This window comes from Catonella sp. (assembly GCF_052169795.1).
In the GTDB taxonomy this organism is placed as follows: Bacteria; Bacillota; Clostridia; order Lachnospirales; family Lachnospiraceae; genus Catonella.
In genome coordinates this window covers 55,171-76,852 of record NZ_JBQNBU010000001.1, presented here as the reverse complement: position 1 = coordinate 76,852, position 21,682 = coordinate 55,171, and the positions used below count along the sequence as shown (strand labels likewise).

At 35.7% G+C, this 21,682-nt stretch carries 19 protein-coding genes and 1 pseudogene; 1 reads left to right on the top strand and 19 read right to left on the bottom strand.

What is annotated here, in order from left to right; all coding sequences use genetic code 11:
• The 6 genes and pseudogenes from ACTTKP_RS00335 to ACTTKP_RS00310 all read right to left on the bottom strand — a co-directional run.
• A pseudogene (locus ACTTKP_RS00335) lies at positions 1–1,615 on the bottom strand (alpha-mannosidase); the annotation flags it as partial.
• Positions 1,616–1,749: 134 nt separating this feature from the next.
• Complete coding sequence (locus ACTTKP_RS00330) at positions 1,750–2,733, bottom strand: glycoside hydrolase family 130 protein (protein ID WP_442551913.1); 984 nt, start codon at positions 2,731–2,733, stop codon at positions 1,750–1,752.
• 140 nt (positions 2,734–2,873) lie between these two features.
• On the bottom strand, positions 2,874–4,391 hold the full coding sequence (locus ACTTKP_RS00325; RefSeq protein WP_442551912.1) for an ABC transporter substrate-binding protein: 1,518 nt from the start codon (positions 4,389–4,391) through the stop codon (positions 2,874–2,876).
• A 62-nt stretch (positions 4,392–4,453) separates the two neighbouring features.
• On the bottom strand, positions 4,454–5,365 hold the full coding sequence (locus ACTTKP_RS00320; protein ID WP_442551911.1) for a carbohydrate ABC transporter permease: 912 nt from the start codon (positions 5,363–5,365) through the stop codon (positions 4,454–4,456).
• Positions 5,366–5,393: 28 nt separating this feature from the next.
• Positions 5,394–6,356, bottom strand: coding sequence for an ABC transporter permease (locus ACTTKP_RS00315; RefSeq protein ID WP_442551910.1), 963 nt, complete (start codon positions 6,354–6,356; stop codon positions 5,394–5,396).
• Positions 6,357–6,672: 316 nt separating this feature from the next.
• Positions 6,673–8,571 (bottom strand): beta-N-acetylhexosaminidase, encoded by a 1,899-nt coding sequence (locus ACTTKP_RS00310; RefSeq protein WP_442551909.1) that lies wholly within the window; start codon positions 8,569–8,571, stop codon positions 6,673–6,675.
• Positions 8,572–8,901: 330 nt separating this feature from the next.
• On the opposite strand from ACTTKP_RS00310, the gene ACTTKP_RS00305 reads away from it, so the two are divergent.
• Positions 8,902–9,924: a LacI family DNA-binding transcriptional regulator gene (locus ACTTKP_RS00305; RefSeq protein ID WP_442551908.1), complete on the top strand. Its 1,023-nt coding sequence runs from the start codon at positions 8,902–8,904 to the stop codon at positions 9,922–9,924.
• Between the two features lie 112 nt (positions 9,925–10,036).
• Here the strand turns inward: ACTTKP_RS00305 and ACTTKP_RS00300 are convergent, their stop codons facing one another.
• The 13 genes from ACTTKP_RS00300 to ACTTKP_RS00240 form a co-directional block, all read right to left on the bottom strand.
• On the bottom strand, positions 10,037–10,630 hold the full coding sequence (locus ACTTKP_RS00300) for a putative ABC transporter permease (RefSeq protein ID WP_442551907.1): 594 nt from the start codon (positions 10,628–10,630) through the stop codon (positions 10,037–10,039).
• A 10-nt stretch (positions 10,631–10,640) separates the two neighbouring features.
• Entirely contained in the window at positions 10,641–11,096 is a 456-nt protein-coding gene (gene nrdR, locus ACTTKP_RS00295) for a transcriptional regulator NrdR (RefSeq protein ID WP_442551906.1), read from the bottom strand.
• A 20-nt stretch (positions 11,097–11,116) separates the two neighbouring features.
• Positions 11,117–12,277, bottom strand: a complete 1,161-nt coding sequence (ftsZ, locus tag ACTTKP_RS00290) for a cell division protein FtsZ (protein ID WP_442551905.1) — start codon at positions 12,275–12,277, stop codon at positions 11,117–11,119.
• Positions 12,278–12,428: 151 nt separating this feature from the next.
• The gene (locus ACTTKP_RS00285) at positions 12,429–13,142 is read right to left on the bottom strand and encodes a cell division protein FtsQ/DivIB (protein ID WP_442551904.1); all 714 of its coding nucleotides are present in this window, start codon (positions 13,140–13,142) and stop codon (positions 12,429–12,431) included.
• Positions 13,143–13,162: 20 nt separating this feature from the next.
• Entirely contained in the window at positions 13,163–14,377 is a 1,215-nt protein-coding gene (locus ACTTKP_RS00280; RefSeq protein WP_442551903.1) for an FtsW/RodA/SpoVE family cell cycle protein, read from the bottom strand.
• The gene (gene mraY, locus ACTTKP_RS00275; protein WP_442551902.1) at positions 14,374–15,336 is read right to left on the bottom strand and encodes a phospho-N-acetylmuramoyl-pentapeptide-transferase; all 963 of its coding nucleotides are present in this window, start codon (positions 15,334–15,336) and stop codon (positions 14,374–14,376) included. The genes ACTTKP_RS00280 and mraY overlap by 4 nt, the downstream gene beginning before the upstream one ends.
• Positions 15,337–15,339: 3 nt before the next feature.
• Positions 15,340–17,274 carry a peptidoglycan D,D-transpeptidase FtsI family protein gene (locus ACTTKP_RS00270; RefSeq protein WP_442551901.1) on the bottom strand — a complete coding sequence of 645 codons (1,935 nt, stop codon included), beginning with the start codon at positions 17,272–17,274 and terminating at the stop codon, positions 15,340–15,342.
• Positions 17,275–17,281: 7 nt separating this feature from the next.
• Positions 17,282–17,821: a hypothetical protein gene (locus ACTTKP_RS00265; RefSeq protein WP_442551900.1), complete on the bottom strand. Its 540-nt coding sequence runs from the start codon at positions 17,819–17,821 to the stop codon at positions 17,282–17,284.
• Positions 17,814–18,776, bottom strand: a complete 963-nt coding sequence (gene rsmH, locus ACTTKP_RS00260; protein WP_442551899.1) for a 16S rRNA (cytosine(1402)-N(4))-methyltransferase RsmH — start codon at positions 18,774–18,776, stop codon at positions 17,814–17,816. Before rsmH ends, ACTTKP_RS00265 begins: the two co-directional genes overlap by 8 nt.
• Positions 18,777–18,805: 29 nt before the next feature.
• Complete coding sequence (gene mraZ / locus ACTTKP_RS00255; protein WP_442551898.1) at positions 18,806–19,240, bottom strand: division/cell wall cluster transcriptional repressor MraZ; 435 nt, start codon at positions 19,238–19,240, stop codon at positions 18,806–18,808.
• 185 nt (positions 19,241–19,425) lie between these two features.
• Positions 19,426–20,313: a prolipoprotein diacylglyceryl transferase gene (gene lgt, locus ACTTKP_RS00250; RefSeq protein WP_442551897.1), complete on the bottom strand. Its 888-nt coding sequence runs from the start codon at positions 20,311–20,313 to the stop codon at positions 19,426–19,428.
• Between the two features lie 11 nt (positions 20,314–20,324).
• Positions 20,325–21,422 (bottom strand): redox-regulated ATPase YchF, encoded by a 1,098-nt coding sequence (ychF, locus tag ACTTKP_RS00245; RefSeq protein WP_442551896.1) that lies wholly within the window; start codon positions 21,420–21,422, stop codon positions 20,325–20,327.
• Between the two features lie 26 nt (positions 21,423–21,448).
• Positions 21,449–21,625 carry a PspC domain-containing protein gene (locus ACTTKP_RS00240; protein ID WP_442551895.1) on the bottom strand — a complete coding sequence of 59 codons (177 nt, stop codon included), beginning with the start codon at positions 21,623–21,625 and terminating at the stop codon, positions 21,449–21,451.
• Positions 21,626–21,682 lie beyond the last annotated feature (57 nt).

Here is a 21,682-nt window from a genome sequence, read left to right as displayed (position 1 = left end):
TAAGCCCAAGTTCTGACTTTCTGTTGCTACGCTTATTTCTTGCCATAGAGGTATAAGTTCCTCTGTGATACTCAAAATAAAGCTCTCCTTCCCAGGTTTCAAGTCTCTTATTGTCTTTTACCTTTGCTTCAAGCTCTTCAAAGTATTTACCGGCAAATTCTCTTCTTACCTTAGGAATACCCTTAACTCCCTTTTCCATTCTTCTTGCGGTTTCAAGCATTTCTCTTGTAGGACCGCCACCGCCGTCGCCAAAGCCGTATGATATAAGAATATCGTTATTTATCCTCTTATTCTGATATCTCTCCCATCCACCCATCAAAGCATCAGGGTGAAGCTCTCCGTTGTAGGTTGTAAAGAAGTTCACTACAGGCTGTCCTATTCCAAGTGTAGTTATCATATGTGTGAAAATCTCTGAACCGTCTATTCCGCGCCAGATAAAGGTGTCATTCGGAATCTTGTTAAACTGGTTCCATGCAAGCTTTGTTGTCATAAAATACTTAATACCACTTTTCTTCATTATCTGTGGAAGTGAGCCTGAATAACCGAATACATCAGGAAGCCACAGCACCTTATTATCTACTCCGAATTCCTCTTTGAAAAATTTCTTGCCATGCATAAACTGCCTTACAAGTGATTCACCGGAAGTAAGGTTACAGTCTGCCTCAAGCCACATACCGCCCTCAGGCTCCCAAGCTCCCTCTTTCACCTTTTCCTTAATCTTCTCATATATTTCAGGATATCTCTCTTTAAGGAATACATAGAGCTGTGGCTGACTAGACATAAACTTATACTCTGGATACTCTTCCATAAGTTTTAATACAGTAGCAAAACTTCTTGCAACCTTCTCTCTGGTCTGTGCTACTGTCCACCACCAAGCCACATCTATATGTGTGTGGCCTATACAGGTAGCTATTACATCACTGTATCCTGCATGGTCTTCATATAAAGCCTTTTTAAGATAATCTCTTGCTGCCTTTATTCCTGCATAAAATTCCTCCGTATAAGGAGTTCTAAGATCAAGGAAGTTTACTGCTGTATTAAGGATTTCCTCAATATCCTGCCTGTTTTTATCATCCTCTGCCATTCTAGGGAAAGCAGAAAGCGGTACCCACAGGTCAAAATATAGTCCCTCTGCCTCTTCATCTATTTCAATTATTGAAGCGATGAAAAGGAATTCATCATGAAGAATTCCACTATACGCCTGAATATCAAAATCAAGCTCTTCTCCACCCTTAAAGCTATCTCCTAAGAATAAGAGCCTGTGGTTCATGTCCATTCCCTGTACTACTTCACCATTTATAAATACAAGGAACTGTGGATTCTTTGCATCATCCCATTCTTCAATCTGAGTAGCGAGTTTTAAGAAAATTCTTTTTCCTGCCATATTTTCAGGAACAACAAATTTCTTCTTAAACCAGTAATGCTTATCTTTACCGTACCAATGCATATTTACGGAGTCAAATTCTTCAAAATCTGTCTCAGCCTTCTCTGCCTCACAAGGTCTGAAAAATCTTCCCTCTTTATACTGCCACTTATCTAAGTCAAGCTTTTGCTTTATCTTAAGCTTGTTAAGATTATCACAAATGACTTTGATACGCTTATCTAAAAATCTCATAATTTCCTCCTATAAAAAACTTAGATATAAAAAATTTTTACCCAAATCATTCAACTCTTCTTTTGCATAAATTAAAATAACATATATAAATATGTTTCACAAGATATTTTGAACAATTTGGGTTAAAATATTATTTATAATGCATTCTTTTTAACATAGTCAACAAGCCTGTCTACTGTTGTAAAAGCAAGTCCTGTTACTGTATCTGCACATCCATAGTAAATAGCAATCTTTCCACTTTCTTTATCATGAAGTGCCGCACAAGGGAATACTACATTTGGAACATCACCCATACACTCGTACTGTTCCCAAGGAGCCATAATATAATTCTTACTGCGAGCCAGAACCTTCCATGGTTCATTCAAATCAAGAAGAGCTGCTCCCATACGGTATACAAAGCCGTTACAGGTATTTATAACTCCATGATAAATCATAAGCCAACCTTCATCAGTTTCGATAGGGATAGGACCGGGACCTATCTTAGTGGACTGCCAAGCAGAAATATCATCTTTAATGGTACCCATTACATGTCTGTGTCTGCCCCAGAATTCCATGTCCTTACTCTGGCTTATAAAAATATCTCCAAAAGGAGTATGACCGTTATCACTAGGTCTGTTAAGCATCATGTAAAGACCGTTTATCTTTCTTGGAAATAAAACTCCATTTCTATTAAATGGCAAGAACGCATTTTCAAGCTGTACAAACTTTTTAAAATCAAAGGTATATGCAATTCCAATGGTTGGACCATGATAGCCGTTACACCAAGTCACATAGTATCTGTCCTCTATAAAACACACTCTAGGGTCATACCTGTATTCTCTCTTTAATATTTCTTCGTCAGCACCTTCAAACTTTACAGGCTCATCCTCTATTTCCCAGTTAATTCCGTCTTTACTCTTTCCTACAAAGATATCCATACTTATAGAACGGCTATCGCATCTGAATACTCCGGCAAATCCGTCTTCAAATCTCACTACCGCACTGTTAAATACACTGTTTGAAATTTTATTTCCATTCCTACCTATAATTGGATTACCGGAATACCTCCATACAGGTTCTTTACCTCCTGTATTATCTTCCTCCCAAGGAATCTGTGGCAATCTAATCTCACTACTCATCTTTTTCTCCTTATATTTTACAAAATAAGAGTTTTTTCCGTCCATCGCCCACTCTACGGACAAATTCAGGAAAAAACTCTTTTATTTTCATAAAACAGTATCTAATTTTGTCTTATGCCTGTCTGTATCTAAATTGTTTATTATTTCGCAGTATTAATCTGCTCCTGAGCCTTCTGCATCATATCATCAAAACCTGCTTCTCTCATTTCCTTCATCATCTCAGGAATTACCTTTTCAGGATCTGATGTACCTGTGTAAAGCTCACTTCTGTACTTATTAAGAATTTCACCACAGTTAAGAAGCTCGTTCTCAAACTCTGAAACATCAAGGTTAATACCAAGAACAGGAGAAGGAACTGCATTTGCATTAAGCTCCTTAACCTCATCCCACTGATTGAAGTCTACATCATCAGTCTGAGAAACTGTAAAGAATGTAGCCTGTGAGTACATAGGCATTGGCCATCTCTTTGTTTCATCTTCCGCCTTATGAACCTTCTTGTCATCTGTATAAGTAAAGTTCTCACCTTCAAGACCATAAGCAAACATATCTCTTACCTTTGTATCAAGGTTAAGAAGCTGTAAGAACTGAAGAGCTTTACCCGGGTTCTTGCTGTTTGCAGAAATACAGTTCATAGAACCACCAACGGTAGAGTTAGAAAGAACAGTTTTACCCCACTGGAAAGTCTCAACTTCCTTACCTATACCTGGTCCCCAAACAGTCTTTCCTGCACCCTTCCATCCCCAAGCTACAAACATAGCCTTATACTTAGGAGTTTCTGTTGCAACTGCTGCATCTGTATTTATAACCTTGTTCTGATACCACTTATGAAGAAGTTTGAAATCTTCCATTACTTCAGGCTGCTCGTATACTGGAACAAGTTTCTTCTCACCACCATCATACTTAACACCAAGACCAACAAGTCCCATAGAGTCATATCTAAGATCAACGAGACCTGAAACACCGTCTTTGTTCATGATGAATGGAGCCTGAGACTCATTCTTAGCCATTTCCATTACATATGGATCTAAATCCTTTAATGAATTAACTTTTGAACCATCAATCTTATACTTATCTACCATGTCCTTATCAATAACGAAGTACTCACTTCTTGAGCTGTCCTTATAAGTAGGAACTGCATAAACTGAACCATCAACTTTTACTGCATCCCAAAACTTCTCAGGAATAAAGCTCTTAAGTTCAGGAGCATCTGAATCTAAAAGGCTGGTAATGTCAAGGAAAGCTCCGTCATGAACATTCTTAACATAAGAACCTGAATCGGTAAACATAATGTCATAATCAGCACCTGTATTAAGACTGGTGTTCCTCTTCTCACCCCAGTTATCCCAAGTACCATATTCAAAGTCAATATTTACACCAATCTTCTCTGCAAGATACTTGTTAAGTTCATCCTTCCAAGCATCCAAGTTTGTAGGAACACCACCACCAAGAAATACCCACTTAAGGTTTACAATCTCCTGAGGAGTCTCTGCTTCCTTCTGCTCCTTGTTGTCTGTTGTTGAAACAACAGAACTCTTCTTAGCTGAACTTGTCTGTTGCTGTTGCTGCTTATCTCCACCATTAGAACCACAAGCAGCCATACTGAGAATCATAGCAGTACTTAATGTAGCAGCTAATAATTTTCCCCATTTCTTTTTCATTACAAATCTCCTTTCATACTATACAAATTGTATTATATATTCTAAACGCTAATGCGTAAGAATCAACCTTTAACTGCTCCTATCGTAAGTCCGGTAACAAAGTACCTCTGGAAAAATGGATAAGAACACGCAATAGGAACTACAATCAAAATTGCTATTGCCATTCTTGCAGACTCCTTAGGCATATTATTTAAGTATTCCTGTGCAAGAGCTCCTGCTGTAGGGTTTTTAACAAGATAATCAATCGCTTTGATAATCTGATTCAAAAGTGCCTGAAGTGATTTCATCTTAGGATTATCAATGTATAAGGATGATAAAAACCAATCATTCCAGTAACCGAAGCTAAGGAAAAGACCAATGGTAGCAATAACCGGTTTGGATATAGGAAGTACAATCCTGCTATAAATATTAAGCTGTGTTGCTCCATCTATCTTTGCTGATTCAACAACAGAGTCAGGAATTGTAGTTCTGAAGAAAGTTTTACAAATTATGATATTGAATGAAGATACAGCCATAGGTAAAATAAGTGCCCATATTGTATCTCTTAAATGGAGAAGTTTTACATTTACAACATAGCTTGAAATCAATCCTCCATTAAATATCATAGGAATAAATACTACCCAAGTAAAGAAATTCTTTAACTTATAAGTAGGTCTGGAAAGTACATAACCCATAGATGTAGTAAGTGCCAGACCTAAAACAGTACCTACAACAGTTACAAGAATAGAAACACCAACCGCAGTAAAAATCTGCTCTTTAGCTTCCCACAGAAAAACGTAGGCAGATAACGATAATTCAGCCGGTATAAACTGATAACCATAATTCGCCAACGAATTTTCTGATGTTATCGAAATTATAAATACAAATATAACAGGTATAACACACATTAACGCCAAAATGATAAAAAGTATATTAAAAAGAATATTTGTGGTTGGCTTAATCTGATTCAACTTTTTATGCTTTCTTTGTTCCACTTTTTCTTCCTCCACATTTCTTAATAGCTTAAATAATAGCCTGATCCTTATCAATCTTCTTTACAATATAATTAGTAATCAGAATAGTACAGCAACAAGCAACAGACTGTGTAAGTGAGGTTGCCGCAAGTCTTCCCAAATCACCACCACCTAAAAGTGTATTATAAATATAAACATCAAAAGTATTTGATACCTCATAAAGAGAACCACTGGCTCCTCTTGTAAGCTGGTAGAAAAGTCCAAAGTCAGAATAGAAAATACCTCCTATACTGAGAATGAACATCATAATAACAATCGACTTCAAGCTAGGAAGTGTAATATACTTTACCTGCTGCCACTTGGTAGCACCGTCAATTACCGCCGCCTCATAAAGACTGCCATCAATTCCTGTAATACTGGCAAGATATACTACCATTCCATATCCTACACCCTTCCATTGTCTCATAAAAACAAAGATACCCGGCCAAAACTTCGATTCAGTATAAAAGTTTATTCTTTCTCCACCAAAAGATTCTATTATATTATTAATAAGTCCTTTATCAGTATCAAGAAAAGCAATTACAAAGTAAGTTACCACAACCCAAGACATAAAATGAGGTAAGAACATCATTGTCTGATATACTTTAGACTTAAACTTACTGTGAATTAAACTTATCATAATTGCAAGCGTTACAGGAAGAAGAATTCCAAGTATAATAAATATAATATTATAGCCAATTGTATTTTTCAAAAGCAACTTGAAATTTCCACTTTTTAAGAAAAACTCAAAATTCTTAAAACCGGCCCATTTACTTGTCATAAGATTTGCAAAAAAACCTTGACCAACTTTCATTTTATAATTCTTAAATGCGATGATAATTCCAAACATCGGTAAGTAACAAAAACATACATACCATATAAAAGTTGGAATGCCAAGAAAAGTCAATTCGGTATCATCCCTCGTCCATTTTTTCTTTCTCTTAGGCAGTGTAGCTTCTTTTTTACTGCTCATTTTTCCCCTCCTGTTCATTTTGTAGAATTATTCTAAATAATTCCCATTCATTTTCCATCTGATTAACATTTTATCATATAAATTAACATTTTGCAACATTTTTATTAATAATTTGTTTTTAATTAAACATCATTTTTAACATTAAAGACATAGTTCATGTATAACTTTACTAACAGTTACCGAAGTTTTAGTTAGCTTAACTGTACTAATTTTTTTGTATAATATGTATTTTTATAAAATTACTGTTAAATAAAAGCAAGGAGTTCCAGCTATAACAGTTGAAAATCCTTGCTTAAAATTATTTTTTATTGTATTTTTATATTCCTCTAAGCCTGTCAGCATACCAGAATACAACTTTGGCAACTCTGCTAATCATACTTTCTTTAGAGTAAGCCCTGTATATCTCTTTATATTTCATAAACCAGATTTCAAGCTCCTCCGCCAGCATTTTTTTATCACTCGCATAAACATTTTCTCCTGATAACATTACCTTTCCTATTCTGTTCCATAAATCAATTCCCACAATAGCATTATCTACTTTAGCAAACTCAAGCCTATCTGTACTATCCATAGAAACTGCCGCTTTTCTTAAGTTTTTTCTAATCTGATAAAGTTCAGCAGTCACCTCTTCAATATTTGACAATCCTTGCTTAATTTCCATAAATCTAGATTTGATTTCATCATTGATAGCTGAAAGTTCTATATTGTTTTTATCAAAACTACCATCTTTTGCAACGCCTTCACATACAACCACACAAGCCCACCAATCATAAATCTGATGTATGGCTGCCTTTTCTAAAAGCCCTACATAGGTTTCAGTTCTATCACTATATTCAATCCTTGAAATTTCTCTATTTAACTTCTCTTTATCAATTGAATTTTCACCCGAATAAGCTTCTATATTCCAAGTAAAGACTCCTCCGTATATAATACCGGGAATCGAAAAATACGGATCATTTACATGACCAAAATCTCCCCATTCTGTGTTAAGCAGACCAACAGCTTTATATTTTTTTGAATATCCGCTCATTATTTTAATGTTAGAATATGCTCTGTCAAGTCTATTCATAAGGTTATTCCAACCACATACCCCCGGACAAAGATACAAGTTTGCTCCCACTTCTGCAATAGGTTTACAAATGTCATCTTTTTGGTCAGGAAGATAGCCCCAAGCCATACATATTGTTTCTTTTGGAAGTTCCTTTATAAATTCCGGGAATTTGCGGATAATATCTCCCCAAAACATCGGTATTTTCCCTCTGCTGACAACATATTCACAAAGTTTCTTTAAGAAGTCCATATACATTCTGCTTGTACCTATCTTATCTGCAAGTTCTTTAGACCTGCCCTTACCCAAATCAAAGGTTTCATCCGCACAGATATTTACAAGACTAGAACTAAAAAGTGGCAAATATTCATCAAGCATTCTCTTTACAACTTCAAAAGAACGCTCATCTGCTACATTCACAGTATGATGCTGCATTTTCTCAATAAAAGAAAACGGCTTACCAGCAGCATTTTCAAGTTCGCATATATCTTCATAGCTTTTAGTCCTAAGCAGCTCATAGAGATGACCAAAGCTTGCAATAGAAGGAACAAAATCTATATCCCTGTCTCTACAATATTTATCTAACTCCATTATTTCCTCAGGAGTAATAACGCTGTCTTCTCTCCACATTTCAGACATTCCCTTAAACGCAAAGGACTGTTCTATATAAAGCTGATACTGGTTTATCTTATATCTTGAAAGAATATCTACCTGTTTTTTCAGAGTTTCAAGCTTTGAACTTCTTCCTCTTGCCTGATCCATATAAAAGCCTCTTACAGGAATATCTGGCTTATCTTCAATATTCACTAATGGCAATAAAGCTCCTTTACTCCTTATAATCTGGCAAAGAGTCTGTATTCCATAACCTACTCCCACTCTGTCTTTACCTATAATCTCAATTTTTTCTTCAGTTATGTGTAGAGAATATGCCTGTTCTGCAAATGCCTCATCAAGCTTTAAGCTAATATCCCCTCTTCCTGCTGTACCGGCTGTTACATCTGCTTCTATACCTGCAAAACGCATTAATTCATTTTTAAGAATTAAAGGCAGAGCCCAGCCTGTATTTACTTTCAGTTCCTCAGCTTCAGCAACAATTCTCATTCCGGATTCTGCAAAAAATTCTCCATTATTTTCTACTAATTTTTTAGGTCTTGGTAAAATATTCATATTCTATTCTCCTTACTGGTTAGCTGTATTTGCCTATATTGAAAGTGAACTTTCATATAGGCAATATAAGCTAACCATCTTAACAAATTTCTTTTATATTACTAAATGAATAGTAATATATATTTTACTTTTTTGCAACATTATTCTCTAATTAATTAATATTTTTAATTTACATTTCATTTACTTGTATGCATGATAGCTGAAATTATCTTAATTTCCGTGTTTTTCAGATAAATTTCTTATTGACAATTACTCCTTAAGTTTATTATACTTAACATAAGTTAATAATTCAATTAACATTGTTAGCTAATGAAGAAAGGCAGAATTTATATGAGTAAAGTAACGATGCAAGATGTTGCAGATGCTTTGGGAGTTTCCAGAGTCAGTGTATGGAAAGTTTTTAACGGTCAACCCGGCGTATCTGATACACTTAAGAATAATGTCTTGGAAACAGCTTCAAAACTTGGCTATAATGGACTTACTGCAATTACGGCTGTAACTGAAAATATCAATAAATATAAAACTGTTTCTCTTGTAGTTTCAAGGCCGGATTCCTCCATTTTTTGGACTGACATAATACATAGCATAGCCAAAGAACTTTCAACTCACAATGTCAATCTTATGTACACATATATTCCGAGTACATATAAAGATAATTTTCAGCTTCCTGAAATCCTTACAGGGGATGATATAGGCGGAATTATTGTACTTAACCTCTACGATAAACATATAATCAAAAGAATAAGCAAACTTGATATACCGAAGCTTTTCCTCGACACGGTGCCTTCCATAACAGAAAATATTTTGGGCTGCGATTTAATGCTTATAGAGGGAAGAAATTCTATCTCAGAAATCGTTAACGATGTAGTAAAAAAAGGGTGCAAAAGATTAGGCTTCATCGGAGATGTCCATTATGCCAGAACCAATTTAGAGCGATATTACGGCTATACTGACAGCCTTACCAAGCACAATATTCCTTTCGATTCATCTATCTGCTTTACAGATACCATAGGAATATCCAGTTATCAGAGCCGAATTTTTGCTTTTCTTGATTCCATCTCAGAGATGCCTGATGCCTTCATCTGCGTAAGTGACTATGTGGCTCAATTTGTTGCTATGTATGTATCAAAATATCCTGAGCGTTTTCCAAAGCCTATTATTTTAACGGGTTTTGACGGCAATAAGGAATATGTAAATGTTGCTGATAAGATAACCACTGCAAATGTAAATACCAGACACTTGGGAAGAAGGCTTGCATTACAGATACTTTACCGTATGGATTACCCTAATGCTCCAAGAGAAACCATATATACTCATCCTGAAATTTCCTACTTAGATTCCTATTTTTCATAGCTCTTATAAACAGACAAGTATCTGTAACTGTATTTCAAATATACAGGTTATATATTCTCGGGAAAATTAAACATTCAGAGAAAAGGCCGTGCATATAATGCACAGCCTTTTCTCAACTCCACCTTGATTTAAACGATTTAACCCGCTCACCTAATTTATCCTTCTGCTCTTCAAGATCAATATCAAAAACTTTTATAAACTGTATCATATAGTCTATAAAGACTATAAAGAATATAATACTTATAATTACAACTCCAAGTTCTCTATGTATATGATCTACCAGTCCATATACTGCATTTTGAAGAAAATATACTATTCCCAGAGCATAAAATCCCCATGCAATTGTACTTTCAAGGCATATTATACCCTTGTAGTTAAACGGTTTTTCATTATAATCCCACCAAAGAGCACCCAAGAACTTTATCATCAGCTTTCCCACTATGAACTCAAAGATAGTAGCCGATATAGCTCCTGCAATATATATACCCAGATAATTGCCTTTAAGCGGACTTAAAATAATATATCCTACCATAGCTCCGACCCCATAAATCGGACAAAACGGCCCTTTTCCAAATCCCCTGTTTGTTATCTTTCTATTACAGAAAGACATATAAATCGACTCCACAAGCCACCCCAGCATGCTGTAGACAATAAATGCACCGACTAAATGATAAATGTCTGTGTCAAATATTTCTCTTTCCCACATCTGTGAATAATCACTCCTTTATCAATAACTTTTCTAATTCACTTTTAAATGTGTTTACATCCTTAAATTCCCTGTAAACAGATGCAAACCTCACATAGGCAACCTGATCCAACTCCTTCAGTCTCTCCATAACTATTTCACCTATTTCAGAACTTGAAATCTCCTTAACTCCTTTATTAAATATAGTATTTTCTATATCTTCTACACAGGAATTAATCTTTTCAACCGACACCGGCCTCTTATGACAAGATCTTACTACTCCTGATTCAAGTTTAGAACGGTCATAATTTTCCCTCGTCAAATCTTTTTTTATTACAGCTAAAGGCAGAGTCTCTACTTTTTCATAAGTTGTAAATCTCTTATTACAACTTTCACAATTTCTCCTTCTCCTTATAGCCGAATTATCATCTGAAGGCCTTGAATCTATCACTTTAGTATCTTCATTACCACAAAATGGACACTTCATCCCTTACCTCCAAGCAAGGATTATTTTTTTCTCTTAAAAAGAAATTCCGGAATCTCTATTTCTGTATTACCTGTATCATTATCATTCTTTTCTTTCTGCTCACTCTTGTCTGCAGATGTCCTTATATTCTGCCTTGACAATGAAGCAGCCGAACTTCTTCCTGCACCAAGTCTGGACTGCAAAGTTCTTCTTGAAGGCTCTGTCACTGCCGGCTTTCCATTATTATTTAAACCTGTTGCAATTACAGTAACCGTAACCTGATCTTTGCATTCAGCATCATATTTTGATCCGAAAATAAGATTGATGTCATTATCCATTCCAATCATTTCCCTGACATAATCAGAAGCATCATTGACATCATACATTGTAACATCTCCGTAGAAGTTAATAAGCAAGTCTGTCGCACCTTCAATGCTTATATCAAGAAGAGGACTTTCAGCGGCAATCTTCACAGCATCAATACAACGACTGTCACCTGTACCTACTCCTATTCCTATATGCGCAAGTCCCTTATCCTTCATAACAGTGCTTAAATCCGCAAAGTCAAGGTTTACATCCAGCTTATTATAGATAATATCCGTAATACCCTGTACTCCCTGCCTTAATACCTCATCTGCTTTTGCAAAAGCTTCAGGCTGAGTAGTTCTCCTGTCCATAATCTCAAGCAGCTTTTCATTCTTTATAACGATTAAGGTATCTACGACCTCGCTCATCTTGGCTATACCGCCTTCTGCATTCTTAGCCCTTCTGGAGCCTTCAAAATTAAACGGCATTGTAACAACACCTACTGTGAGGATTCCCATTTCTCTGGCAATTTCAGCCACTACCGGTGCTGCACCTGTTCCTGTTCCTCCACCCATTCCACAAGTAACAAAGATCATTTCAACACCCTTAAGTGCCGCAGCAATGTCTTCTCTATTCTCTTCAGCAGCCTTTTCACCCACCTCAGGCTTAGCTCCGGCACCAAGACCTTTAGTAAGCTTCTCGCCAATCCTTATGCAGGTCGGTGCTTTACAAGATAAAAGTTGTTGGTTGTCTGTATTAATACAGATGAATTCAACTCCTGAAACTCCGTCACTAATCATCCTGTCAACTGCATTGTTTCCGGCGCCGCCAACTCCCACTACTATTATTTTACAAGCACCTGATTCCCTCTGATTTTCACCTTTTATCTCTAACAAAATCTTTTCCTCCTACGAATTTGTTACATCTGATATTAGTCTAACACATTTGATTGTATGACACAAAATCTCCCTGTAACCATTACAATAAATTTTCCCATTCAATAATATAACATTATATCTAAAATAATCAAGTTCTTTTTATAACTTTTCATAATTTATCTGCTTCAAAAATTACTCTTTGTCTGGTTTCTGAAAAATCCTCCATATGCAAAGTCCCTTTCATTCCCTTTGTTTTCGGCAATAACTCTGCTAAATTTGAAATTTCAGTATCAAAATGTTTCTTTTTACCAAGTATAATCTTAATATCTTTATAATATAGCCTTACTGCCATATTTTTTTCAAATTCAATTTTGTCCACAGTCAAATTATATTTTTTTATCAACTGTGTCAGATTGAGAGTTAAGTCAAAAACTTCAGTATTCTTGGTAGATATAGGTTTGTTAAATACTGCTTCATCATAATCTATCCCCTTTACAATTGGAACATTTTCTCTCTTTTGTGTGATACTTCCAACCATAATCCCATCTTTGTCAAAACAGATAAACTCCCCCATGTATGGGAGACAGCCTACAACTTCTTTTTCTGTAATGGCAACTGTCAAGTTATGGAATCCCTCCAAATCTACTTCAATTTCATCGACAAACGGAATTCTAATCTCTTCACCATACTTGAGCCTCAGATATGTAAGTATAGTATTACCCCCAACATAATATTTTTTTAATTCTTTTTTAATCTTATCATCCGTATAATAAGTATTCCCCTTTACACTCACCTCCTCAAGTTTAGAAACCATAACAACTCCAACAGCTATTATTATAAGGACAACAATCATAAAAATTACTATTTTAATTTTCTTACGCATATATTCTCCCAATTACAGTTTCAAGGTTTTTGCAAAGCTTTTCTTGCATTAAGCCTATTAATGTATTTTATCTGCAATGATATATTCAAAAAAATACCTATTTCTGCTAACAGAAACACCATACTGCTTCCTCCAAAACTTATAAACGGAAGTATAACACCTGTAGATGGTATTATATTTGTAACAACAAGCACATTCAGAATCACCTGTACTCCTATCTGTGACATTATCCCAATTCCTAACAAAGCTCCAAACCTGTCTCTGGCATTCATTATTACAATCCACATTCTATAAAGCAGGAGCATAAAAATAATTATAATAGCAATGCCCCCAAAAATTCCAAATTCCTCACAAATAATGGTGAATATCATGTCATTATAAGCTTCCGGAACTCTTCCATACTTCTGCTCACTTCCTCCCGGACCTTTTCCAAATAAACCTCCCGAAGCAATTGCATAAAGTCCCTGTAATATCTGCTGACCTTTTTCACTGGTTTCAATATTTTCCCATATTTCAAGACGGCTGCTTCTATATCCACCGGTAAAAGTTACATATAAGTAAGCCGATACCACTGCAAGCACACCTAATAAAATATAAGGAACTATCCTTCTAGAATTAGTAAACAGTATCAATCCATATATGCCCGCCACTATTATGCCTGCACTTAGATTTTCTAACGAAATGAAAACAACAAGTGGAAGTACCGCTAATATATCAGATAACAATTTACCGGCATTAACTTTCTCTCTTGAAACTTTTGAACAGGTATATGCCCCAAATATTATGACAACAAATTTTGCAAGTTCAGACGGCTGAAATCTAATTCCTTCCACTTCAAGCCATCTCCTCGCACCATTATTAATCGGTGTAAAAAAACTGGTATATGCCTGTAACAGTGTCATTAAAAACAAGAGCATACCCGGTTTGGATAATACAAAATACTCTTTATTTACAGCATTCCTAATGAACTTAGGAAGACGAATCTTGCGGCTTTTCAAAAGTCTCTTATAATTTCTTAACGAAAAACAAAGCATCAAAAACAGACCGGCTCCTATTGTCATAAGCTGCCTCTTAAAAAAATATATTGATTCCAAATTCTTGCTTTTGGCAATATATGTACTTGCACTATAGATAATAATAAGACCTATAGCACAGGCAAAAAGAACAATATAGACAATATTCCAGTCATAATATCTGAATACAGTATTTTTCTTATTTTTACTTTTTTTATTCATAATGCAATAAATCCTATGAAACACATTATTACAGTTATAACCGCAAACATTGCTACCACCCTTGTCTCTTCAAAACCGGAAAGTTCAAAATGATGATGGATAGGTGACATTTTAAATATCCTTTTACCATGTGTCAGCTTAAAATAACTTACCTGAATCATTACTGATAATATTTCAGCAAGATATATAAAGGCTATTATGATTATAAACAACGGAATTTTAAGCATAAATGCCTCTGCTGCTACAAAGCCTCCCAGTGCAAGTGAACCTGTATCTCCCATAAAAACCTTTGCAGGATATGTATTAAATATCAAAAAACCAAGTAAAGTACCTATCATTATCATAGCAGTATCAGAAACATTTGAGCCTGCTTTTATAGAAAGTACCGCAAAAAACATTGCAATTATAAGTGTAACTGTTGTCGCAAGCCCATCCAAGCCATCTGTAAAATTTGCACCGTTTACCGTACCTAAGACTGTAACAAATACAAAAGGCACAAATAAAATTCCCAAATTCCACACAACACTACCACCTGTAAATGGTACTATAATCTTGGCAAGGTCAGGATAATTGCTAAGAATCATATAGGCAAAAACCACTGTCACTATAATTTGAAGTCCTAACTTCTGCCATGCCATAAGTCCTAATGAGCGCTTCATCGCAAGTTTAATATAATCATCCAAAAATCCAATAAATCCAAATCCCACGGTTAATAAAATAACAGGAAATAATTCCGTCTTATGGGTTGCACAGACAATACCAACTAAAGTAAATACTGCAAGCATTACTATCCCACCCATAGTAGGTGTTCCCACTTTTTTAAGATGACTCTCCGGTCCTTCTTCCCTTACAAACTGACCAAACTTCATTTTATGAAGTATAGGGATAAAAATCGGGCATAAAATCACAGTAAGCACAAATGAAATAAATGCAGGTAAAAATATATTTAACGAAAACATTTTCTACTTCTCCTTAGATTTTTCAGGATAAATACCAAGTACCCTAAACACTTTTTCAGTTACCTCTCTTGCCAAAGCGGATGCCACCCCGCTTGCAGCCTGATCTTCTACATTCGGCTGATCCACAACCACATAAACTACAGCCTGTGGATTGTCATAAGGAGCACATCCAATAAATGATAGTACATAATTGGTCTCCGATCTAACAGTCCTTCCATTTTCCACATCCAGTTTTTGTGCAGTTCCTGTCTTACCTGCCAACTTGTATCCTATCGACTTTGCTCTCCATCCTGTTCCCTCTTCAACAGTCTTATACAATGCCTTTCTTATAAATTCCGATGTTTCTTTTGTAACAGTCTTCTTCATAATAACTGAATCAACCTTCTCCACTGCTATTCCATCATCATTTACAAATTCCTTTGCTAAATGAGGTCTATAGTAAATACCCCCATTTATAACAGAAGAAAATCCTGCAACCATTTCTATCATTGTAACAGAAACTCCCTGACCAAAACTGCTGGTTGCCAATTCTACAGGATTTAACTGATTTTCTTTATAAGCCAATCCTACCGTTTCTCCCGGAAAATCAATTCCTGTCCTGCTGCCTATTCCAAACAATTCCTGATAACGGGCAAACTCCTTCCTCCCAAGTTTACTTACAATCTGCATCATCACATCATTACAGGATTTTTCAAGGCTTTCTGACAGTGTTATCGGTCCATGACCATCCCTTTTAACACAGCGTATCTTTCTATCCATTACATTTTCAAAACCATCACAAAAAAAAGTCTGTTTTTTAGTAATTACATCCTTTTCCAAACAGGCAGCCACTGTAAACGGCTTAAAAGTAGAGCCTGGTTCGAATATATCACTTACACAATAATTTTTCCATATCCTGCTAAGTTCCTCAATTCTTTTATTGTCATCCATAGCATCTATTTCTTTTTGTGTGAAATAAGGACTTAAGTCTCTTGGATTATTCAAATCATATCCTTTATCAGAGGCCATAACATAGATTTCTCCATTGTTAGGGTTCATAACAATGATTCCAACATTCTTAGCCCCTTCTCTCTTTTGGTAATCTGCTATTATATCTTCTGTAATTTTTTGTGCATCCGAATCTATTGTGGTCACAAGATTCAAGCCATTTTTTACCTCGACTTCCGTTTCCTCTATTTCCATATTGGCATTAAAATATCCATACCTTACTCCATTTTTGCCATTGAGCTTAGTATTATAATAACCTTCAAGCCCCCATTCTGCAAAATTTCCCGAATAGGCAAAACCGACAATATTGCTTGCCACATTATTTAACGGATAAATTCTTTTATAGTATCCCTCAAAACTATATCCCACTACCCTGTTTTTCTTAGTTTCTTCCTTTTCTGTATCAGTATTTCTTTTATTAAATTTATTTACTTCCGAAATAAACTTTTCTTTCTCATCATAAGTTACCTCTTTTTTTATAACCTGATACATAGAAGACGGATTGTCCGAAATAACCTTATTTAACTCCTCAGCCGCTATATTAAAAGAATCACTTATAAGCTTAACAGTAGATTCCCTGTACAGGTTTTCTTTATCCAATATAATCTTAGGCTCTAAAACAAGGTTATATACTAAAACGGACTTGGCAAGTGCTACCCCTCTCCTGTCCAATATATCTCCTCTTTTAGCTATTATGGGATTACTGTTATAAGTCTGCTGCTTGAGATATTTCCTTTTATATTTATCACCATTACCATAAGCTACTGATATTACAGCTGCTGTTATAGCTATAAAACCACCCACAAAAACCAGACCTGTCAATCTTATTTTAGTTTTAAACTTAATTCCTCTTGCGATAAACCTCACAAACTTATATAATATAATTGCAATTAAGCTTGGTCTTTTTTTCCTTCTTCTGCCCCTACTTGAATTAGTAATTCTTTCCGACATTTTTCTCCTATCTCGCATTTACCAGCCTTAAAATTCTTTCAATAATGCCGATATCTTCATTACCTTTTAAAGCACCATACTGCCTTACATACCCGTTAGTCACACCCTTATACAATATTACCTGATTTTCATAAGGATATACCATACCATATTTTTCTATTGCTGTCTTTCTTATATTTTCCAAGTCTATATTGCTATATAAAGTATTTTCAATATTATCATTAGCAATTTTAATACTGTTTAACTCGGTATTAAGATTTCTCGTCTCAATCTCAGTCTGTTTTATTTCATTATACACCTTTACATATCCTACACAAGCTAATACAAGAATCACCGCTGCCGCCATAAGACCCATAAAACTAAAAAAGTCAATTGACGGAGCATATTTTAAATCTGCATATTTTATATGTTTAGGTTTATTCTTCTTTACTTTCTGCGGATGTTTATCAGGAAGTTCTCTTCTTTTTGGAAGTGCTGAATTCCTTGTACTTAAAGCCATAGAACCATTTGTCAGATTCCTGCTTCTTACATTTCTTCTTTCATTCATTGTTTTCCCTCCTTCTGACAAAAATTCTAAGCTTAGAACTTTTGGATCTTGGATTCCTTTCCATCTCTTCATCAGCCGGTACTATCGGCTTTCTTGAATTTACAAATCCTTTTGACTTATTACCACAAACGCATATAGGGAAATTAGGAGGACAGGTACAAGGTGATTCTGCTTTTTTAAATGCAGATTTCACTATCCTGTCTTCCAAAGAATGAAAGGTAATAACCGCCATTCTTCCTTTATCTGAAAGTAGGTCTATCATTCCTTCTATAGACTCTTCCAATACCCCCAGTTCTCTGTTAAGCTCTATCCTTATAGCCTGAAAAGTACGCTTAGCAGGATGTCCTCCGGTAAGCCTAAACTTAACGGGAATTGCTGATTTTATAATATCTGCAAGTTCCCCTGTAGTTTCAATAGGCTTTGTTTCTCTAAATTTTACTATTTGTGCAGCTATTTTGGCTGCAAACTTATCTTCACCATAATCCCTTATTATCTTGGTAAGTTCCGCCTGACTATAATTATTAACAATGTCCTTTGCTGTCTTTTCCTGTCTCGTATCCATCCTCATATCAAGAGGTGCATCCTCCATATAAGAAAATCCTCTCTCTGCTGTATCCAGCTGGTAGGACGAAACTCCTAAATCAAGTAATATACCGTCAACCTGCCCTATTCCCATGCTCTCTAGAACACTAACCATCTGAGCATAATTACTTCTTACTATTATAACCCTGTCAGTAAACTCTGACAATCTCGCCGTTGCCGCCTTTATTGCCGCCTCATCCTGATCTATACCTATAAGCCTGCCACCGGCTGTGAGCCTTTTTGCTATTTCATAAGAATGACCGCCTCCCCCAAGAGTACCGTCTACATATGTCCCGTCCGGCTTTATATCAAGCCCGTCTATAACCTGATTAAGCATTATAGGAATATGTTTAAAGTTAAATTCCTCATCCATGAAACATATTCCTCCTTTCAATCAGTCTGTCACATAAAATTTAAATTGAATTCTGCCATCTGCTCGGCTATCTCATCAATCTCTCCAAACTCCGCATTATTCTTATCCCAGAGTTCTTTGTCCCACAGTTCTATTTTTCCCATCATTCCAACTATCACTATATTTTTATCAATATTTGCTCTCTCCCTGAGCATTGCCGGAATTAGGGTTCTTCCCTGTTTATCTATTTCACTTTCTACAGCTGCTGCCAAAAAATATCTCTGCAACTCCCTGCTTTTCTTGCCACTCGGCAGATTATACAACTGTTCCAGAAAGCTTTCCCATTTTTCCATAGGATAAATATAGAGACAGCCGTCAAGTCCAAAAGTAATAATGAACTTCTCTCCAAGCTCCTCTCTAAATTTAGAAGGGATGATTAATCTGCCCTTATTATCTACTACATGCTCATACGAACCGGTAAACATAAGAACACCACCTTTCCCTTTTAAACCACTTTATGTGAAATTCAAACCACTTTACTCCACTTTTTCCAATATTTTATTATAAATTAAAACTTTTTTCAACAATACACATGTTCTGTTATCCAATTTTTAAATAGAAAAAAGTCTTCAAACCATTGATTTTATTAGGTTTTGAAGACTTTTTCTTATCAAATAATATTTATTTTTTTTTTATTTTTTTTTAACAAAATCCTGTTGTATAAGATTATTAATGTACATGCGGTAAACAAAAACAGTGCAAGTACCTGAGATACGGCTATTCCCGAACTGCCTATTGTGAGCTGATCCGTCCTAAGTCCTTCTATAATAGCTCTGCCAAGTCCATAGCCCCCCATATAAATAAGGAATATTTCTCCATCAAATTTCTTATATCTAGTGTATAAAAGAATTATTACAAGAAGACATAAGTTCCAAGCGGATTCATACAAAAAAGTAGGATGAACCTGTATAAACCCCACATATCCACCTTCTTCAGCCATTTCAAGCATTTTTCTTGTTATTGCATTTTGATTGACATCGTAGGTAGAAAGACGCATCGCAAGTAAGCTGTCAGTATAATCTCCGAAAGCTTCTCTATTAAAAAAATTCCCCCACCGTCCTATTATCTGTCCTGTAAGAAGTCCGGCACAAGCCGTATCTGCAAGCAATGTAAACTTAATCTTTTTTATTTTGGAATACACAAAGCCTGAAACTATGCCTCCTATTACTCCACCATAAATAGCAAGTCCGCCTGCCCTAAGGTTAAATATCTGAACAATATCATCCTTATAATCATCCCATGAAAATACTACATAGTATATTCTCGCACCAATTATGGATATAATTACTGCATACATAGCAAAATCAAGGTACATCTCCTTATCCTGACCGGTTCTTATTGCCTGAAAGCTTGCAACAATATAACCCATAGCTATACCTATACCTATTATTATTCCATAAAATGCTATGTCAAATCTTCCGAATACAGATATGCTCTTTGGAAGATTTTCAATCATTATCCCAAGGTTTGGAAAAGAAATCGCATCTAAAGCAAACATAGGCTCTCTCCTTATACATTAAAGCGGAAAAGAACTATGTCTCCGTCATTCATAACATATTCCTTGCCTTCACTTCTTACAAGTCCTTTTTCTTTAGCTGCAGCCATACTTCCACAAGCTATAAGATTATCGTAGCTTACCACCTCTGCTCTGATGAATCCACGCTCAAAATCCGTATGAATCTTTCCGGCAGCCTGAGGAGCCTTAGTACCGGCTGTTATAGTCCAAGCCTTTGTTTCCATCTCTCCAGCCGTAATGTAGCTTATAAGTCCAAGCAGCTTATAGCTGGCTTTTATAAGCTTCTCAAGTCCTGACTCAGAAAGACCTAAATCCTCTAAAAAGCTCTTTTTATCTTCATCATCAAGCTCGGATATTTCCTGTTCTATCTGTGCACATACTACAAATACCTCTGAGCCTTCTTTTACGGCTATATCTCTTACTTCTTTTACATACTGATTGTTTGCACCGTCATCAGCTAAGTCATCATCCTTTACATTTGCTGCATAAATGACAGGCTTTGCTGTAAGAAGATTATATTCAGCAAAGAACTTTTCCTCGTCCTCATCTTCTCTTTCAAAAGCCTTTGCAAGATTGCCGGCTTCAAGAAATGCCATCAGTCTTACTATCATGTCAAGTTCTTTTTTGTATATCTTGTCTGCACTTACAGACTTAGCTACCCTGCTTTTTCTTCTTTCGAGCACTTCTATATCAGCAAATATGAGTTCAAGATTGATAGTTTCTATATCTCTTGCAGGAGAAATAGAGCCTTCTACATGGATAATATTGGTATCTTCAAAGCATCTTACAACATGTACTATAGCATCCACTTCTCTTATATTCGCAAGGAACTGGTTGCCAAGGCCTTCTCCCTTGGATGCTCCTTTCACAAGCCCTGCTATATCCACAAATTCAATAGCCGCCGGCACTATTCTGCCTGAATTATGCATCTTGCCCAGCACATTTAGGCGTTCATCAGGTACTGCAACCACTCCTACATTTGGATCAATGGTACAGAAAGGATAGTTGGCTGACTCTGCTCCTGCCTTGGTTAATGAGTTGAATAATGTACTTTTGCCTACATTTGGTAGACCTACGATTCCTAATTTCATTTTTCTTATGTCTCCTTAATTAAATCTTACTTGCTTGGCATTATTAATGCTGCGATGATATAGGCTAAAACTCCGCTTCCACCAAGTAAAGAAAAAATCACCCAGAGAAGTCTTATAATATTCGGATCTAAATCAAAATAATCTGCAATTCCACCACATACGCCTAATAATCTTCTATCAGAACTTTTTACTAATCTCTTCATAATCATTACCTTCCTTTTAAATTAGTATGACAATTTTATCATAGGAAAGTTGTTTTT

Excerpts from the sequence above, each read along its gene's own strand:
- ACTTKP_RS00325 (WP_442551912.1), bottom strand. The coding sequence starts at position 4,391 with ATGAAAAAGAAATGGGGAAAATTATTAGCTGCTACATTAAGTACTGCT.
- mraZ (WP_442551898.1), bottom strand. The coding sequence starts at position 19,240 with ATGTTTACCGGTTCGTATGAGCATGTAGTAGATAATAAGGGCAGATTA.
- ACTTKP_RS00300 (WP_442551907.1), bottom strand. The coding sequence starts at position 10,630 with ATGTGGGAAAGAGAAATATTTGACACAGACATTTATCATTTAGTCGGT.
- ACTTKP_RS00285 (WP_442551904.1), bottom strand. The coding sequence starts at position 13,142 with ATGCGTAAGAAAATTAAAATAGTAATTTTTATGATTGTTGTCCTTATA.
- lgt (WP_442551897.1), bottom strand. The coding sequence starts at position 20,313 with ATGTTTGCTTTAGATGCGATTTCTTTTCCAAACCTTGGGATAATGATT.
- ACTTKP_RS00240 (WP_442551895.1), bottom strand. The coding sequence starts at position 21,625 with ATGAAGAGATTAGTAAAAAGTTCTGATAGAAGATTATTAGGCGTATGT.
- rsmH (WP_442551899.1), bottom strand. The coding sequence starts at position 18,776 with ATGGATGAGGAATTTAACTTTAAACATATTCCTATAATGCTTAATCAG.
- nrdR (WP_442551906.1), bottom strand. The coding sequence starts at position 11,096 with ATGAAGTGTCCATTTTGTGGTAATGAAGATACTAAAGTGATAGATTCA.
- ychF (WP_442551896.1), bottom strand. The coding sequence starts at position 21,422 with ATGAAATTAGGAATCGTAGGTCTACCAAATGTAGGCAAAAGTACATTA.
- ACTTKP_RS00310 (WP_442551909.1), bottom strand. The coding sequence starts at position 8,571 with ATGAATATTTTACCAAGACCTAAAAAATTAGTAGAAAATAATGGAGAA.
- ACTTKP_RS00270 (WP_442551901.1), bottom strand. The coding sequence starts at position 17,274 with ATGTCGGAAAGAATTACTAATTCAAGTAGGGGCAGAAGAAGGAAAAAA.
- ACTTKP_RS00330 (WP_442551913.1), bottom strand. The coding sequence starts at position 2,733 with ATGAGTAGTGAGATTAGATTGCCACAGATTCCTTGGGAGGAAGATAAT.
- ACTTKP_RS00315 (WP_442551910.1), bottom strand. The coding sequence starts at position 6,356 with ATGAGCAGTAAAAAAGAAGCTACACTGCCTAAGAGAAAGAAAAAATGG.
- mraY (WP_442551902.1), bottom strand. The coding sequence starts at position 15,336 with ATGTTTTCGTTAAATATATTTTTACCTGCATTTATTTCATTTGTGCTT.
- ACTTKP_RS00265 (WP_442551900.1), bottom strand. The coding sequence starts at position 17,821 with ATGAATGAAAGAAGAAATGTAAGAAGCAGGAATCTGACAAATGGTTCT.
- ACTTKP_RS00280 (WP_442551903.1), bottom strand. The coding sequence starts at position 14,377 with ATGAATAAAAAAAGTAAAAATAAGAAAAATACTGTATTCAGATATTAT.
- ACTTKP_RS00305 (WP_442551908.1), top strand. The coding sequence starts at position 8,902 with ATGAGTAAAGTAACGATGCAAGATGTTGCAGATGCTTTGGGAGTTTCC.